General features: G+C 71.5%; 12 protein-coding genes. 7 read left to right on the top strand and 5 right to left on the bottom strand.

The window, feature by feature from the left end:
- Nucleotides 1-9: 9 nt before the first annotated feature.
- Both BX283_RS20990 and BX283_RS20985 read right to left on the bottom strand, forming a co-directional pair.
- Nucleotides 10-1011 carry a phosphotransferase gene (locus tag BX283_RS20990; RefSeq protein ID WP_101389102.1) on the bottom strand — a complete coding sequence of 334 codons (1002 nt, stop codon included), beginning with the start codon at nt 1009-1011 and terminating at the stop codon, nt 10-12.
- 293 nt (nt 1012-1304) lie between these two features.
- Nucleotides 1305-1964, bottom strand: coding sequence for a response regulator transcription factor (locus BX283_RS20985; RefSeq protein ID WP_101389101.1), 660 nt, complete (start codon nt 1962-1964; stop codon nt 1305-1307).
- 332 nt (nt 1965-2296) lie between these two features.
- On the opposite strand from BX283_RS20985, the gene pdhA reads away from it, so the two are divergent.
- From pdhA to BX283_RS20960, 5 genes are all read left to right on the top strand, one after another.
- The gene (gene pdhA, locus BX283_RS20980) at nt 2297-3448 is read left to right on the top strand and encodes a pyruvate dehydrogenase (acetyl-transferring) E1 component subunit alpha (protein WP_101389100.1); all 1152 of its coding nucleotides are present in this window, start codon (nt 2297-2299) and stop codon (nt 3446-3448) included.
- 2 nt (nt 3449-3450) lie between these two features.
- Nucleotides 3451-4431 (top strand): alpha-ketoacid dehydrogenase subunit beta, encoded by a 981-nt coding sequence (locus tag BX283_RS20975; RefSeq protein WP_101389099.1) that lies wholly within the window; start codon nt 3451-3453, stop codon nt 4429-4431.
- A 14-nt stretch (nt 4432-4445) separates the two neighbouring features.
- Complete coding sequence (locus tag BX283_RS20970; RefSeq protein WP_101389098.1) at nt 4446-5834, top strand: dihydrolipoamide acetyltransferase family protein; 1389 nt, start codon at nt 4446-4448, stop codon at nt 5832-5834.
- A 124-nt stretch (nt 5835-5958) separates the two neighbouring features.
- Nucleotides 5959-6642 carry a GntR family transcriptional regulator gene (locus BX283_RS20965; protein WP_101392486.1) on the top strand — a complete coding sequence of 228 codons (684 nt, stop codon included), beginning with the start codon at nt 5959-5961 and terminating at the stop codon, nt 6640-6642.
- Nucleotides 6639-7946 (top strand): nitrate/nitrite transporter, encoded by a 1308-nt coding sequence (locus BX283_RS20960; RefSeq protein ID WP_101389097.1) that lies wholly within the window; start codon nt 6639-6641, stop codon nt 7944-7946. The genes BX283_RS20965 and BX283_RS20960 overlap by 4 nt, the downstream gene beginning before the upstream one ends.
- 12 nt (nt 7947-7958) lie before the next feature.
- Here BX283_RS20960 and BX283_RS20955 read toward each other — a convergent pair whose 3' ends face one another.
- Nucleotides 7959-8783 (bottom strand): maleylpyruvate isomerase family mycothiol-dependent enzyme, encoded by an 825-nt coding sequence (locus BX283_RS20955; protein WP_101389096.1) that lies wholly within the window; start codon nt 8781-8783, stop codon nt 7959-7961.
- A 140-nt stretch (nt 8784-8923) separates the two neighbouring features.
- Here BX283_RS20955 and BX283_RS20950 point away from each other — a divergent pair, with 140 nt between their 5' ends.
- A complete protein-coding gene (locus tag BX283_RS20950) occupies nt 8924-9721 on the top strand; it encodes a carbon-nitrogen family hydrolase (protein WP_101389095.1) in 798 nt (265 codons plus the stop codon).
- 55 nt (nt 9722-9776) lie between these two features.
- Here BX283_RS20950 and BX283_RS20945 read toward each other — a convergent pair whose 3' ends face one another.
- On the bottom strand, nt 9777-10286 hold the full coding sequence (locus tag BX283_RS20945; RefSeq protein ID WP_101389094.1) for an LURP-one-related/scramblase family protein: 510 nt from the start codon (nt 10284-10286) through the stop codon (nt 9777-9779).
- A gap of 40 nt (nt 10287-10326) precedes the next feature.
- Between BX283_RS20945 and BX283_RS20940 the strand changes: the two genes are divergently transcribed.
- On the top strand, nt 10327-12117 hold the full coding sequence (locus tag BX283_RS20940) for an NHL domain-containing thioredoxin family protein (protein ID WP_101389093.1): 1791 nt from the start codon (nt 10327-10329) through the stop codon (nt 12115-12117).
- A gap of 247 nt (nt 12118-12364) precedes the next feature.
- Here the strand turns inward: BX283_RS20940 and BX283_RS20935 are convergent, their stop codons facing one another.
- Nucleotides 12365-13651 carry a M18 family aminopeptidase gene (locus BX283_RS20935; RefSeq protein ID WP_101389092.1) on the bottom strand — a complete coding sequence of 429 codons (1287 nt, stop codon included), beginning with the start codon at nt 13649-13651 and terminating at the stop codon, nt 12365-12367.
- Nucleotides 13652-13746 lie beyond the last annotated feature (95 nt).

Raw genomic sequence — 13746 nt, 5'->3', positions numbered from 1 at the left:
GTTCGCGCCTCACCCCGCGAACGCCTCGCACACCGCCTCGTATTCACGGGTCCACCAGACCGCCAGGGCCGACGCCGCGGGGAACTGCGGGTCGGCCCTTCGGTCGTGGAGCTGGTAGCGCCAGCGCAGGATCCAGAAGTCGTTGAGCCGCTCCCACCACACGCGGTGGACGGCGGCGGCGAGCTCCGCCGGGTCCGCGCCGGTGGCTCCCCGGTAGGCGCGGGCGTACGCGCGCACCTTGTCGAGGTCCAGCTCCCCGGCCGGGCGTACGAAGAAGATCACGGCGGCCCGTACCGCCTCCTCCGCGCGGGGCTGGACGCCCAGGCGGTCCCAGTCGACGATCGCGGCGGGCTCCTTGCCGCGGTACAGCAGGTTCAGCGGGTGGAAGTCGCCGTGCACCCAGCCGCCGGTGGTCTGCGGGGGCGGGCGGCGGTGGGCGTACCGCTCGATGAGGTGGCGGCGCTCGCGCAGCCGGTGCTCGGCGAGCTCGTCGAAGGAGTCGCGGGGGCGGCGCCGGCGGGCGCGGGAGAGCAGGTCGTCGATGAGGGCGAAGGTGTCGGCGGGGTCGGCGCTGAGGTGGTCGGCGGCGGGCCCGCGCCCCTCCATCACCTGCTCCAGGCAGATGTGGACGAGGCCGAGCAGCGCGCCGAGCCGCCGGGAGCCGACGGCGCCGAGCTGGGCGCCGTCGCGGTGGCGGCCGTGCACCCACGGGTGCAGGGCGTAGCAGCGGCCGCCGAGGACGGTGACGGTGTCGCCGTCGCAGTCCTGTACGGGGGGCGCGACGGGCACGCCGAGCGCCTGGAGGCGGCGGGTGGCGTCGTGCTGGCGGGCGATGGCCTCGCGGTCGCCGTCGAGGTGGTGCTTGAGGAAGAACTCGCCGCGGGTGGTGGCGAGGCGGTAGCCGCGGTTGAGGAGGCCCTGGGCGACGGGTTCGCAGGTGAGCGGCTCGCCCAGCGAGGCGTATCGGCGCAGCAGGTCCCTCACGGGCGGGGTTGCATATGAGCGCGGCACGCGCCAGATGTTAGATCACGTGGGGTGTAGCGGGGGTGGGGTTTGCCCCTCCTCGCCCCTTCCCGGCTGTGCCACTGTGCGGCTCGGCCGCGTGGCCTCTGGCGGGCCCGGGGGCTTCGCCCCGGGGGCAGGTGTTCATCTGCGGACCGTGCCGGGTTGCTCGCGCAGTTCCCCGCGCCCCTGAAAGACTCCGTGGCCGAGCTGGGTTTCCGGCTGCGGCCGTAGTACCTCAGGGGCGCGGGGAACCGCGCCACCAGCCACGGACGGGCCGCACCCGACCGTAAACCGCCACGCTAGTGGCGCTCCGCCTGCATCCGGGCCACATACGCCGCCGCCTGGGAACGCCGCTCCATTCCCAGTTTCGACAGCAGCGACGACACATAGTTCTTGATCGTCTTCTCCGCCAGATGAAGGCGCTCGCCGATCACCCGGTTCGTGAGGCCCTCGCCGATCAGGTCGAGGATCTTGCGCTCCTGCTCGGTGAGGTTCGCCAGGCGGTCGTCGCCCTTGGCCGTGCCCCCGTCGCGCAGGCGCTCCAGGACCCGGGCCGTCGCGACCGGGTCGAGCAGGGATCTGCCCGCCGCCACGTCCCGTACGGCCGAAAGAAGTTCACTGCCCCGGATCGCCTTGAGGACATATCCGGACGCACCGGCCATGATCGCATCGAAGAGGGCTTCGTCATCGGCGAACGAGGTCAGCATCAGGCATTTGATGTGCTCGTTCTGGGAGCGGATCTCGCGGCAGACCTCCACACCGCTCCCGTCCGGCAGCCGGACGTCGAGGACCGCCACGTCCGGACGCGTCGCAGGGATCCTGACCAGGGCATCCGCCGCGGTGCCGGCCTCGCCGACCACCTCGATGTCCTCCTCGACGGAGAGCATTTCGTGGACGCCGCGGCGGACCACTTCGTGGTCGTCGAGCAGGAATACGGTGATTTTGCCTGGTTCGCGCACGGAATCAGTCTCACACATTCGCTCTTCCCGTGCCGCAGGTGACCGGGATAACGTGCCGTTGTTCCGGCGGCCTGCAAGGCTGTGACCAGTGGTTGTTCCCCGCTTTCTCGATTTACTTGGAAATCCAAGCAAAATCGCAGGTCAAATGGGGTTTCGCAGTAATGCGCAGCACTGGGTAACGTGCCTATGACAGGGCGCTCGCCGGGGCACCTGTCACGCCTGGTTCCCGGTGAGGCGCACCCACCCCCGTGCCCCGCGACCGGAAGCAGGCGAGGAGCCGCAACTGGCCACACCGGCGAACCCGGGGGCCGGACAGACGGAGGAGCACGCACGTGACCGTGGAGAGCACTGCCGCGCGCAAACCGCGACGCAGCAGCAAGCGCACCGGTAGCAGCGCCGGGAAGGCTGTCGCCGACCCCCAGCTCGTACAGCTGCTGACGCCCGAGGGCCAGCGGGTCGAGCACCCTGACTACGACGTTGACCTGACCCCCGAAGAGCTGCGCGGGCTCTACCGCGACATGGTGCTGACCCGGCGCTTCGACGCCGAGGCCACCGCACTGCAGCGCCAGGGCGAGCTGGGCCTGTGGGCCTCGCTGCTCGGCCAGGAGGCCGCCCAGATCGGCTCCGGCCGCGCCCTGCGGGACGACGACTATGTGTTCCCCACCTACCGCGAGCACGGTGTGGCCTGGTGCCGCGGGGTCGACCCGACCAACCTGCTCGGCATGTTCCGTGGTGTGAACCACGGCGGCTGGGACCCCAACAGCAACAATTTCCACCTGTACACGATCGTGATCGGCTCGCAGACGCTGCACGCGACCGGTTACGCCATGGGTGTGGCCAAGGACGGCGCGGACTCGGCCGTGATCGCGTACTTCGGTGACGGCGCCTCCAGCCAGGGCGATGTCGCGGAGTCGTTCACCTTCTCCGCCGTCTACAACGCCCCGGTCGTGTTCTTCTGCCAGAACAACCAGTGGGCGATCTCGGAGCCGACCGAGCGCCAGACCCGGGTGCCGCTCTACCAGCGCGCCCAGGGCTACGGCTTCCCCGGCGTCCGCGTCGACGGCAACGACGTGCTGGCCTGTCTGGCCGTGACCCGGTCCGCCCTGGAGCGGGCCCGGCGCGGCGAGGGCCCGACCCTGGTCGAGGCGTTCACGTACCGGATGGGCGCGCACACCACCTCCGACGACCCGACGAAGTACCGGGCCGACGAGGAGCGCGAGGCGTGGGAGGCCAAGGACCCGATCCTGCGGCTGAAGACGTACCTGGAGAACGAGGGGCACGCCGACGAGGCGTTCTTCGCCTCCCTCGAAGAGGAGTCCGAGACGCTCGGCAAGCGGGTCCGCGAGGCGGTCCGCGCCATGCCCGACCCGGACCGGATGGCCATCTTCGAGAACATCTACGCCGACGGGCACGCGCTCGTCGACGAGGAGCGGGCCCAGTTCGCGGCCTACCAGGCGTCCTTCGCCGACGGGGAGGGCAAGTAGCCATGACCGTACAGAAGCTTCCCATCGCGAAGGCGATCAACGAGTCGCTGCGCAAGGCGATGGAGACCGACCCCAAGGTCCTGATCATGGGTGAGGACGTCGGCAAGCTCGGCGGCGTCTTCCGGGTCACCGACGGGCTCCAGAAGGACTTCGGCGAGGGCCGGGTCATCGACACCCCGCTCGCCGAGTCCGGCATCGTCGGCACCGCGATCGGCCTGGCCCTGCGCGGCTACCGCCCGGTCGTGGAGATCCAGTTCGACGGCTTCGTCTTCCCGGCGTACGACCAGATCGTCACCCAGCTCGCCAAGATGCACGCCCGCGCGCTCGGCAAGATCAAGCTCCCGGTCGTCATCCGCATCCCCTACGGCGGCGGCATCGGCGCGGTCGAGCACCACAGCGAGTCCCCCGAGGCGCTCTTCGCGCACGTGCCGGGCCTCAAGGTGGTCTCGCCCTCCAACGCCTCCGACGCGTACTGGATGATGCAGCAGGCCATCCAGTCCGACGACCCCGTCATCTACTTCGAGCCCAAGCGGCGCTACTGGGACAAGAGTGACGTCGACACCGACGCGATCCCCGGCCCGCTGCACAAGGCCCGTACGGTCGTGGCCGGTTCGGACCTGACGCTGGTGGCGTACGGTCCGATGGTGAAGGTCTGCGTGGAGGCGGCCGCGGCCGCCGCCGAGGAGGGCAAGTCGATCGAGGTCCTGGACCTGCGCTCGATGTCCCCGATCGACTTCGACGCGGTCCAGGCGTCGGTCGAGAAGACCGGCCGGCTGGTCGTGGTCCACGAGGCGCCGGTGTTCTACGGCGCGGGCGCGGAGATCGCCGCGCGGATCTCCGAGCGCAGCTTCTACCACCTGGAGGCACCGGTGCTCAGGGTCGGCGGCTACCACGCCCCGTACCCGCCGGCGCGCCTGGAGGAGGAGTACCTGCCGGGTCTGGACCGGGTGCTCGACGCCGTCGACCGCTCGCTGGCGTACTGAGGAGTCCCGTGACCATGACTGAAACTTCTGCCCGCTTCCGCGAGTTCAAGATGCCGGACGTCGGCGAGGGGCTCACCGAGGCGGAGATCCTCAAGTGGTACGTCCAGCCCGGTGACACCGTCACCGACGGCCAGGTCGTCTGCGAGGTGGAGACGGCCAAGGCGGCCGTCGAGCTGCCGATCCCGTTCGACGGGGTGGTGCACGAGCTGCGCTTCCCCGAGGGCACGACGGTGGACGTCGGCGAGGTGATCATCTCGGTGGACGTGGCCCCGGGCTCCGGTGAGCCGGCCGCCGAGGCCGCCGCCCCCGTCCAGGCCCCGGTCGCCGAGTCGCCCGCCGAGGAGCCGGAGGCGCCCAAGGGCCGCCAGCCGGTCCTGGTGGGCTACGGCGTCGCGGAGTCCTCCACCAAGCGCCGCCCGCGCAAGGGGATCCCGGTCCCCGAGCAGGCCGCGGCCGCCGCCGTGCAGGCCGAGCTGAACGGCCACGGCGCCGCCCCGGCGGTCGCCAGGCCGCTGGCGAAGCCGCCGGTCCGCAAGCTGGCCAAGGACCTGGGCATCGACCTGGCGCGTGTGGTCCCGACCGGCCCGGACGGCGTCATCACCCGCGAGGACGTCCACGCGGCCGCCGCCCCGGTGACCGAACCGGCTCCCGTTTCACGTGAAACAACTCCCGCGCCCGTCGCGGCCGTTGCCTCCTCGGACGCGCGCGAGACCCGTATCCCGATCAAGGGCGTACGGAAGGCGACCGCGCAGGCGATGATCGGCTCGGCGTTCACCGCGCCGCACGTCACCGAGTTCGTGACGGTCGACGTCACGCGCACGATGAAGCTGGTCGAGGAGCTGAAGGGCGACAAGGAGATGGCCGGGCTGCGGGTCAACCCGCTCCTGCTCATCGCCAAGGCCCTGCTCGTCGCCATCAAGCGCAACCCCGACGTCAACGCGTCGTGGGACGAGGCGGCGCAGGAGATCGTCCTCAAGCACTATGTGAACCTGGGCATCGCGGCCGCCACCCCGCGCGGTCTGATCGTCCCGAACATCAAGGACGCCCACGACAAGACGCTGCCGCAACTGGCCGCGTCCCTGGCTGACTTGGTTTCGACGGCCCGCGAGGGCAAGACGTCCCCGGCGGCGATGCAGGGCGGCACGGTCACCATCACCAATGTGGGCGTCTTCGGCGTCGACACCGGCACCCCGATCCTGAACCCGGGCGAGTCCGCGATCCTCGCGGTCGGTGCGATCAAGCTCCAGCCCTGGGTCCACAAGGGCAAGGTGAAGCCCCGCCAGGTCACCACGCTGGCGCTGTCCTTCGACCACCGCCTGGTCGACGGAGAGCTGGGCTCCAAGGTGCTCGCCGATGTGGCGGCGATCCTGGAGCAGCCCAAGCGGCTGATCACCTGGGCGTAAGCGGACCAGTGCCCCCGGACGCCGGTGCGTCCGGGGGCACTGCCGTTCAACTGCGGAAGCAAGGGGCGTTCCGGCATCCGGACGCCCCTTTCTGACGTACACCTGTTGTATCTATCCTGTGCGCATGCCCTCCGCTCCCGCCTCCGCAACCACACCGGCCCCAGCCCCGATCAAGCGGCCGCCCGCCGCCGACCGCGTCTATATGCACGTCAAGCAGGCCGTACTCGACCGGCGGTACGAGGGCGGGACGCTCCTCACCGAGGGGGAGCTCGCCGAGGCCGTCGGGGTGTCGCGCACGCCCGTGCGCGAGGCGCTGCTGAAGCTCGAAGTGGAAGGGCTCATCCGGCTCTACCCCAAGAAGGGCGCCCTCGTCCTGGCCGTCTCCGCGCAGGAGACCGCCGACGTGGTCGAAACACGGCTCCTGGTCGAGGAGTTCGCCGCACGCAGGGCCGTCCCCGCGCCCGGGCGGCTGATCGCCCGGCTCGAAGAGCTCCTGGAGGAGCAGAAGGCGAACGCGGCGGCCGGTGACCTCGCCGCCGTCGCCGTCACCGACCGCTGCTTCCACGCCGAGATCGTCCGCAACGCCGGGAACGAGATCCTCTCCCGGCTCTACGACCAGATGCGCGACCGGCAGCTGCGGATGGGCGTCGCCGTGATGCACGCCCAGCCCGACCGGATCGCCAAGAACATCGCCGAGCACCAGGAGATGCTGGACGCCATCCGGGACGGCGACGCCGAGCGCGCCGCGCACTGCGTGCGCCAGCACCTGAGCTGGGTCAAGGTCCTGGTCAGGGGTGAGGAACGATGAGCTCCAGCGCATCCGGAGCCTCCCTCCCCGGTGACCCTCCCGGCGGGCGCCGCGCCGCCCTCGTCTGGGGCATCGGCGTCGGCGTCTACTTCGTCGCCGTCATCTTCCGCACCAGCCTCGGCGTCGCCGGGCTCGACGCCGCCGACCGCTTCGACGTCAACGCCTCGGCGCTGTCCACCTTCTCCATACTCCAGCTGCTCGTCTACGCGGGCATGCAGATACCCGTCGGCCTCATGGTTGACCGCCTCGGCACCAAGAAGGTGCTCACCCTCGGCGTCGTGCTCTTCACGGCCGGGCAGCTCGGCTTCGCCCTCTCGCCCTCGTACGGCACCGCCCTCGCCTCCCGCGCGCTGCTCGGCTGCGGCGACGCGATGACGTTCATCAGCGTCCTGCGGCTCGGCTCGCGCTGGTTCCCCGCCCGGCGCGGACCGCTGATCGCCCAGGTCGCCGCGCTCTTCGGGATGGCGGGCAACCTCGTCTCCACCATCGTCATCTCCCGCTCGCTGCACGGGATCGGCTGGACGCGGACCTTCGCGGGCAGCGCGCTCGCCGGAGTGGTCGTCCTGGTCCTGCTGCTCCTGTTCCTGCGCGACCACCCCGAAGGCCACGAGCCCGCGCCCGTCACCCACGCCGGAGCGGCCTACGTACGCCGCCAGATCGCCGAGTCCTGGCGCGAGCCGGGGACGCGGATGGGGATGTGGGTGCACTTCACCACGCAGTTCCCGGCCATGGTGTTCCTGCTGCTGTGGGGGATGCCGTACCTGGTCGAGGCGCAGGGGCACTCGCGGGGGACAGCCGGCGAGCTGCTGACCCTGGTCGTGCTCTCCAACATGGTGGTGGGCCTGGTGTACGGGCAGGTCATCGCCCGCCACCACGCGGCCCGCGCGCCGCTCGCCCTCGGCACGGTCGGGGCGACCGCCGCCCTGTGGGCCGCCGCCGTCGCCTACCCGGCGCCGCACACCCCGATGTGGCTGCTCGTCGTCCTGTGCGTGGTGCTGGGCGCCTGCGGCCCGGCCTCGATGATCGGGTTCGACTTCGCCCGCCCGGCCAACCCGCCGGAGCGGCAGGGCACGGCCTCCGGAATCGTCAACATGGGCGGTTTCACGGCCTCGATGACGACGCTGCTCGCGGTGGGCGTACTGCTCGACGCGACCGGCGACAACTACCGGATCGCGTTCGCCTCGGTGTTCTTCCTCCAGGCACTGGGCGTCACCCAGATCCTGCGGCTGCGCGCCCGCGCGGCGCACCGTGAGCGGGAACGCCTGGTGGCGAGCCGGGTGGAGGCGGTGCACGTACCGGCGTGAGAGCCGCCGGGCTTACGGCGTGACCGCGAAGTCCCGCAGGATCGCCGCCGCCAGCTCCTGGTCGCCCTCGGTCTTCACCCGGTCCGCGACGGCGTGTGGGCGCACCCGGCCGCAGGCGAGCCGTACGAACGTCTCCCAGTCCATCGCGATCGTGGCGAGCGGGCCGAGCGAGGGGGCGCCGTCGACGGTGCCGTGCCCGTCGGCGTCGACCCGTACCGTACGCAGGAACTCGACCGGCCCGTGGATGTCGAAGACGACCGCCGAGTTCGGCGGGGCGCCCGCGTCCTTGGCGACGACTCTCGGCAGGGTGTGCAGCAGGATGTCACGGGCGACGTACGCGCCCGGCGAGTCGAGGTTGCCCGGCTTGCCCAGCGCCCACCGCAGGTCCTGCTCGTGCACCCACACGTCGAACGCCCGCATCCGCAGCGCCAGTTCCAGCGTCTGCTCGGCGCCGAGCGGGGCGCGGACCATGGTGTCGGGGGCCCGGTTCTCGTTGCGCAGCTGCCGCGCCCGGCGGATGACCGTGTACTCCAGCTCCGAGGTCATCTCCGGCGCGGTGTGGTGCCGGCGCACATCGACCTGCATCTCCATGTAGCGCGCGAACTCGCTTTGTACGTGGTAGAGATCGCGCGGCAGGGTGTGGATCGGGCGCGGGTCGCCGAGCTGTTCGCACTCCATCCCGATGATGTGCGACACGATGTCGCGCACCGACCAGGCCGGGCACGGTGTGGCGCGGTTCCACTCCCCCTCGACGAGCGGCATCACCAGCTCGGTTATCGCCTCGATGGAGTGGGTCCAGGCGTCGGCGTAGGTCTGGAGGCTGGGATGGACGGTCACGGGACCCCTCGGCGGTTCTGTACGTACGCGGGCTGGGCGCTGTGGCAGTTAAGTTACGCTGCCGAAAGGCACCCCGGCAGTGCTTTCGTGTGACGATCGTAGGCCCGTGTTGACAACTCGAATGCCAGGACGGTGGTAGTGTGCGCGCCTCCCTCATCCAATTCGGTGTAGACCCCCAGGAATCGGTCGGTTCCCGCAGGCAGCGGGCGGCTTCGCTGGTACGCGAGCAGTCGGGCGCCGACCTCGTGGTGCTGCCGGAGCTGTGGACCGTGGGCGCCTTCGCATACGAGAGCTTCGCGGCCGAGGCGGAGCGGGCGGCTGACGGACCGACGCATGAGGCCATGTCAAAGGCCGCGCGGGACGCGGGCGTCTGGCTGCACGCGGGCTCGATCCCCGAGCGCGGCGCGGACGGCGGGCTCTACAACACCTCCCTGGTCTTCTCGCCCGAGGGCGAACTGGCGGCCACGTACCGGAAGATCCACCGCTTCGGCTTCGACCAGGGCGAGGCGGTGCTGATGAGCGCGGGCGCCGACCTGGTGACGGTCGCGCTGCCGGGGACCACGCTGGGCCTGGCGACCTGTTACGACCTGCGCTTCCCCGAGCTGTTCCGGGGCCTGGTCGACGCGGGCGCGCAGACCCTGGTGATCCCGGCGGGCTGGCCCGCCAGGCGCCTGGCGCACTGGACGCTGCTCGCGCGGGCCCGCGCGGTCGAGAACCAGGCGTACGTCCTGGCCTGCGGCACCGGCGGCAGCCACGCGGGCGTCCCGCAGGCGGGCCACAGCATCGTGGTCGACCCGTGGGGCGAGGTCCTGGCGGAGGCGGGCGAGGGCGAGGAGGTCCTCACGGTCGACCTGGACGAGGAGAAGGTGGCGGCGGTACGGGAGCAGTTCCCGGCGCTGAAGGACCGACGGCTGGGGATGCGGACGCCGGGGGCGTGACGTTCGCCGGGGCGTCGGGCGTCTGGCGTCGGGCATCGGGCCGGCGGCCTTCGGGTCAGTCGTCCCCGTCGGGGCCCGGCCCCCGCTCCCGCTCGTCCATCCGGATCACGCACACCACCACCGCGATCAGCAGCGCCACGTCCGCGTCCTCGCGGACGATGTTCACCGCGTATGTCTCGCGGACGTGGAACCAGCGGCGCGAGACGTGCGCGAGCAGCTCCCCGTCGTACTCGACCGTGAACTCGCGGTCCAGGATCTTGCCCGAGACGTCGAGCTCGGTGCCCTCGACCAGGGCGACGCGGTAGTGGTTGCGCAGCAGGGAGAGCCGTTTGCGCCGGATCGTCGCCAGCGGCCGCTCGTCCCGCTCGATGGTCATCGCGTCCCTGACGCTGAACATCTTCTTGCGCAAAGTGATCAGGACCCGTCCGGTCGGGTCCTTCATCTCCAGCGTGTCCCGCAGCCGCAGCGCCTTGCCGTCGACGAGGAAGGCGCGGCGTCCGTCCTCGGTCTCGATCCAGTAGTCGTCCCCGATCGCGAAGATCCTGTCGCGCACCAGATATTTCATGGCGGAATGCGTACCCCTGCTTTTGGGGTTGGATGGGGGTATGGCTACACGTGCACGCGTTCGGGCCCCCGAGCTGATCGGCAAGGGCGGCTGGCTGAACACCGGTGATCAGGAGTACACCCTCGCCGACCTGCGGGGGAGGATCGTCATCCTCGACTTCTGGACCTTCTGCTGCATCAACTGTCTGCACGTCCTGGACGAGCTGCGGGAGCTGGAGGAGAAGCACCGCGACACCGTGGTGATCATCGGGGTGCACTCGCCGAAGTTCGTGCACGAGGCCGAGCACCAGGCCGTCGTCGACGCCGTGGAGCGCTACCAGGTGCACCACCCGGTCCTGGACGACCCGGAGCTGGCGACCTGGAAGCAGTACGCGGTACGGGCCTGGCCCACGCTCGTCGTGATCGACCCCGAGGGGTACATCGTCGGCCAGCACGCGGGCGAGGGGCACGCCCACGCCATCGCGAAGCTGGTGGAGGAGCTGGAGGCCGAGCACGAGGCGAAGGGGACGCTGCGGCGCGGCGACGGGCCGTATGTGCCGCCGGAGCCGGAGGCGACCGACCTGCGCTTCCCCGGTAAGGCGCTCGTCCTGCCCGGCTCGGGCAACTTCCTGGTCTCCGACTCGACGCGGCACCAGCTGGTGGAGCTGGAGCCGGACGGCGAGACGGTGGTGCGCCGGATCGGCGACGGCGGCTCCGGCGGCTTCAAGGAGCCGCAGGGCCTGGCGCTGCTGCCGGACGGCCGGGTGATCGTCGCGGACACGGTCAACCACGCGCTGCGGGTCTTCGACCCGGAGACGGGGTCCGTGGAGCGGGTCGCGGGCACCGGCAGGCAGTGGTGGCAGGGCTCGCCCACGTCCGGCCCCGCCCTTGAGGTGGACCTGTCCTCGCCGTGGGACGTCGCCTGGTGGCAGGGCAGGGTGTGGATCGCCATGGCCGGGGTGCACCAGCTGTGGACGTACGACCCGGAGGCGGGCACGGTCGAGGTCGCGGCCGGGACGACGCAGGAGGGCCTGGTCGACGGCCCGGCCGCCGAGGCGTGGTTCGCGCAGCCGTCCGGCCTCGCGGCCGACGGGGACCGGCTGTGGGTGGCCGACTCGGAGAACTCGGCGCTGCGGTACGTCGCGCGCGACGGTTCGGGTTACACCGTGGGCACGGCGGTCGGGACCGGCCTCTTCGACTTCGGCCACCGGGACGGGGAGGCGGGGCAGGCGCTGCTCCAGCACCCGCTGGGCGTCACCGCCCTGCCGGACGGTTCGGTGGCGGTCTGCGACACGTACAACCACGCGCTGCGCCGCTACGACCCGGCGTCCGGGGAGGTCACCACGCTCGCCACGGACCTGCGCGAGCCGAGCGGCGCGGTGCTCGTCGGGGACGACATCGTGGTGGTCGAGTCGGCCCGGCACCGGCTGACGCGGCTGCGGCTGCCGGAGTCGGCGGTACGGGTGGACGCGGTGGCGCACCGTACGCAGCGGGCGGCGACGGAGGTCTCGCCCGGCGCGCTCCGCCTGGACGTGGTCTTCCAGGCCCCGTCCGGCCAGAAGCTGGACACCCGGTACGGCCCGTCGACGCGGCTGATCGTGTCCGCCACGCCGGCGGAGCTGCTGGTGTCCGGGGACGGTACGGGGACGGACCTGTCCCGTGACCTGACGCTGAACCCGGCGGTGGCGGAGGGCGTCCTGCACGTCTCCGCGATGGCGGCGTCGTGCGACGACGACCCGGCGAACGAGTACCCGGCGTGCCACGTGCACCAGCAGGACTGGGGCGTCCCGCTCCGCCTGGTCCCGGGCGCGACATCCCGCCTGCCACTGGTCCTGGCGGGCCTGGACGGGTAGCCCCCTGTTCGTCCGCGGACCGGATGTGGCTGGTCGCGCAGTTCCCCGCGCCCCTAAAAAGCGCCCCTCCGGGCCGCCCAGGGGATTGCCGCGCAGCGGCATTCTTAGGGGCGCGGGGAACTGCGCGAGCAACCGGCCACGGCCCGCAGACGAACGCAGGGGGTCCGGGGGCGAAGCCCTCGGCAGCCCGCCCCGACCACCACCGGCAGCCCGCCAGAGGGCTTTCGGGAAGGGGCGGGGTGGGGGATCAGCCCTGCAAGAACGACAGCAGCGCGTTCGCCAGCAAGTACGGGTCGTCCGCCCCGCACAGCTCGCGCGCGCTGTGCATCGACAGGATCGCCACCCCGATGTCGACCGTCTGGATGCCGTGGCGGGCCGCGGTGATCGGGCCGATCGTCGTGCCGCACGGCATCGCGTTGTTGGACACGAAGTGCTGCCACGGCACCCCGGCCCGCTCGCAGGCGGCGGCGAACACCGCCCGCCCCGAACCGTCCGTCGCGTAACGCTGGTTGACGTTCACCTTCAGGATCGGGCCGCCGTTGGCGCGCGGGTGGTGCGTCGGGTCGTGGCGCTCCGCGTAGTTGGGGTGGATGGCGTGGCCGGTGTCCGAGGACAGGCACACCGTGCCCGCGAAGGCGCGCGCCTTGTCCTCGTACGTACCGCCCCGCGCGAACACCGAGCGCTCCAGGACCGTGCCGAGCAGCGGCCCGTCCGCGCCCGTGTCCGCCTGCGAGCCGTTCTCCTCGTGGTCGAAGGCCGCGAGCACGGGGATGAAGGACAGGTCCGAGGACGCCGACGCCGCCAGCGCCGCGGCGCCCGCGTGGACCGAGATCAGGTTGTCCATCCGGGGGCCGGCGAGCAGCTCCTTGTCCCGGCCCAGGTACGACGGCGGCTCGATCGAGTGCACCATCAGGTCCCACCCGGTGACCTCGCCCTCGGCCAGCCCCGCCTCCTGCTCCAGGAAGCGGATCAGATCGCCCTCCGCGACGTCCCCGAGGCCCCAGATCGGCTGGAGGTGCTTCTGGCGGTCGAGCTTGAGGCCGTCGTTGGCCGAGCGGTCGAGGTGGATCGCCAGCTGGGGGACGCGCAGCAGCGCGCGGTCCACGTTGACCAGGACGTTCGAACCGTCGCGCAGCGTCAGACGGCCCGCCAGGCCCAGGTCGCGGTCCAGCCAGGTGTTCAGGAGCGTCCCGCCGTAGACCTCCACGGCGATCTGGCGCCAGCCGAAAGCACCCGTGTCCGGCAGCGGCTTGACCCGCAGGTTGGGCGAGTCGGTGTGCGCGCCCACGATCCGGAACGGGGTGTGCGCCGCCGCGCCCTCCGGCACGTACCAGGCGATGATCGCGCCGCCCCGCAGCACGTACTTCCCGCCCGTGGAAGCGTCCCACGCGTCCGTCTCGCGCACCTGCTGGAAGCCGGCCTTCTCCAGCCGCGCGGCCGCGTTCGCCACCGCGTGGTACGGCGACGGGCTCGCCGCGAGGAAGGACATCAGGTCGTCGGTGTGTCCGCGGTCGAAGCGGGAGGGTGTGCTCATGCGTTCACCTTAACCAGGGGCATCGACAGACAAGGGCCCGCTTCCCCAGCGGGAAACGGGCCCTACGTCCTGCGGCCTGGAAGGAGGCCGGGGGA

Source organism: Streptomyces sp. TLI_146 (assembly GCF_002846415.1).
Taxonomy (GTDB): Bacteria; Actinomycetota; Actinomycetes; order Streptomycetales; family Streptomycetaceae; genus Streptomyces.
Note: the sequence above shows the minus strand (reverse complement) of the source record. Positions and strands in the feature narration are given on the sequence as shown.

Coding starts and splice junctions, on each gene's coding strand:
- BX283_RS20975 (WP_101389099.1), top strand. CDS start 3,451: ATGACCGTACAGAAGCTTCCCATCGCGAAGGCGATCAACGAGTCGCTG.
- BX283_RS20970 (WP_101389098.1), top strand. CDS start 4,446: ATGACTGAAACTTCTGCCCGCTTCCGCGAGTTCAAGATGCCGGACGTC.
- BX283_RS20965 (WP_101392486.1), top strand. CDS start 5,959: ATGCCCTCCGCTCCCGCCTCCGCAACCACACCGGCCCCAGCCCCGATC.
- BX283_RS20960 (WP_101389097.1), top strand. CDS start 6,639: ATGAGCTCCAGCGCATCCGGAGCCTCCCTCCCCGGTGACCCTCCCGGC.
- BX283_RS20945 (WP_101389094.1), bottom strand. CDS start 10,286: ATGAAATATCTGGTGCGCGACAGGATCTTCGCGATCGGGGACGACTAC.
- BX283_RS20940 (WP_101389093.1), top strand. CDS start 10,327: ATGGCTACACGTGCACGCGTTCGGGCCCCCGAGCTGATCGGCAAGGGC.
- BX283_RS20935 (WP_101389092.1), bottom strand. CDS start 13,651: ATGAGCACACCCTCCCGCTTCGACCGCGGACACACCGACGACCTGATG.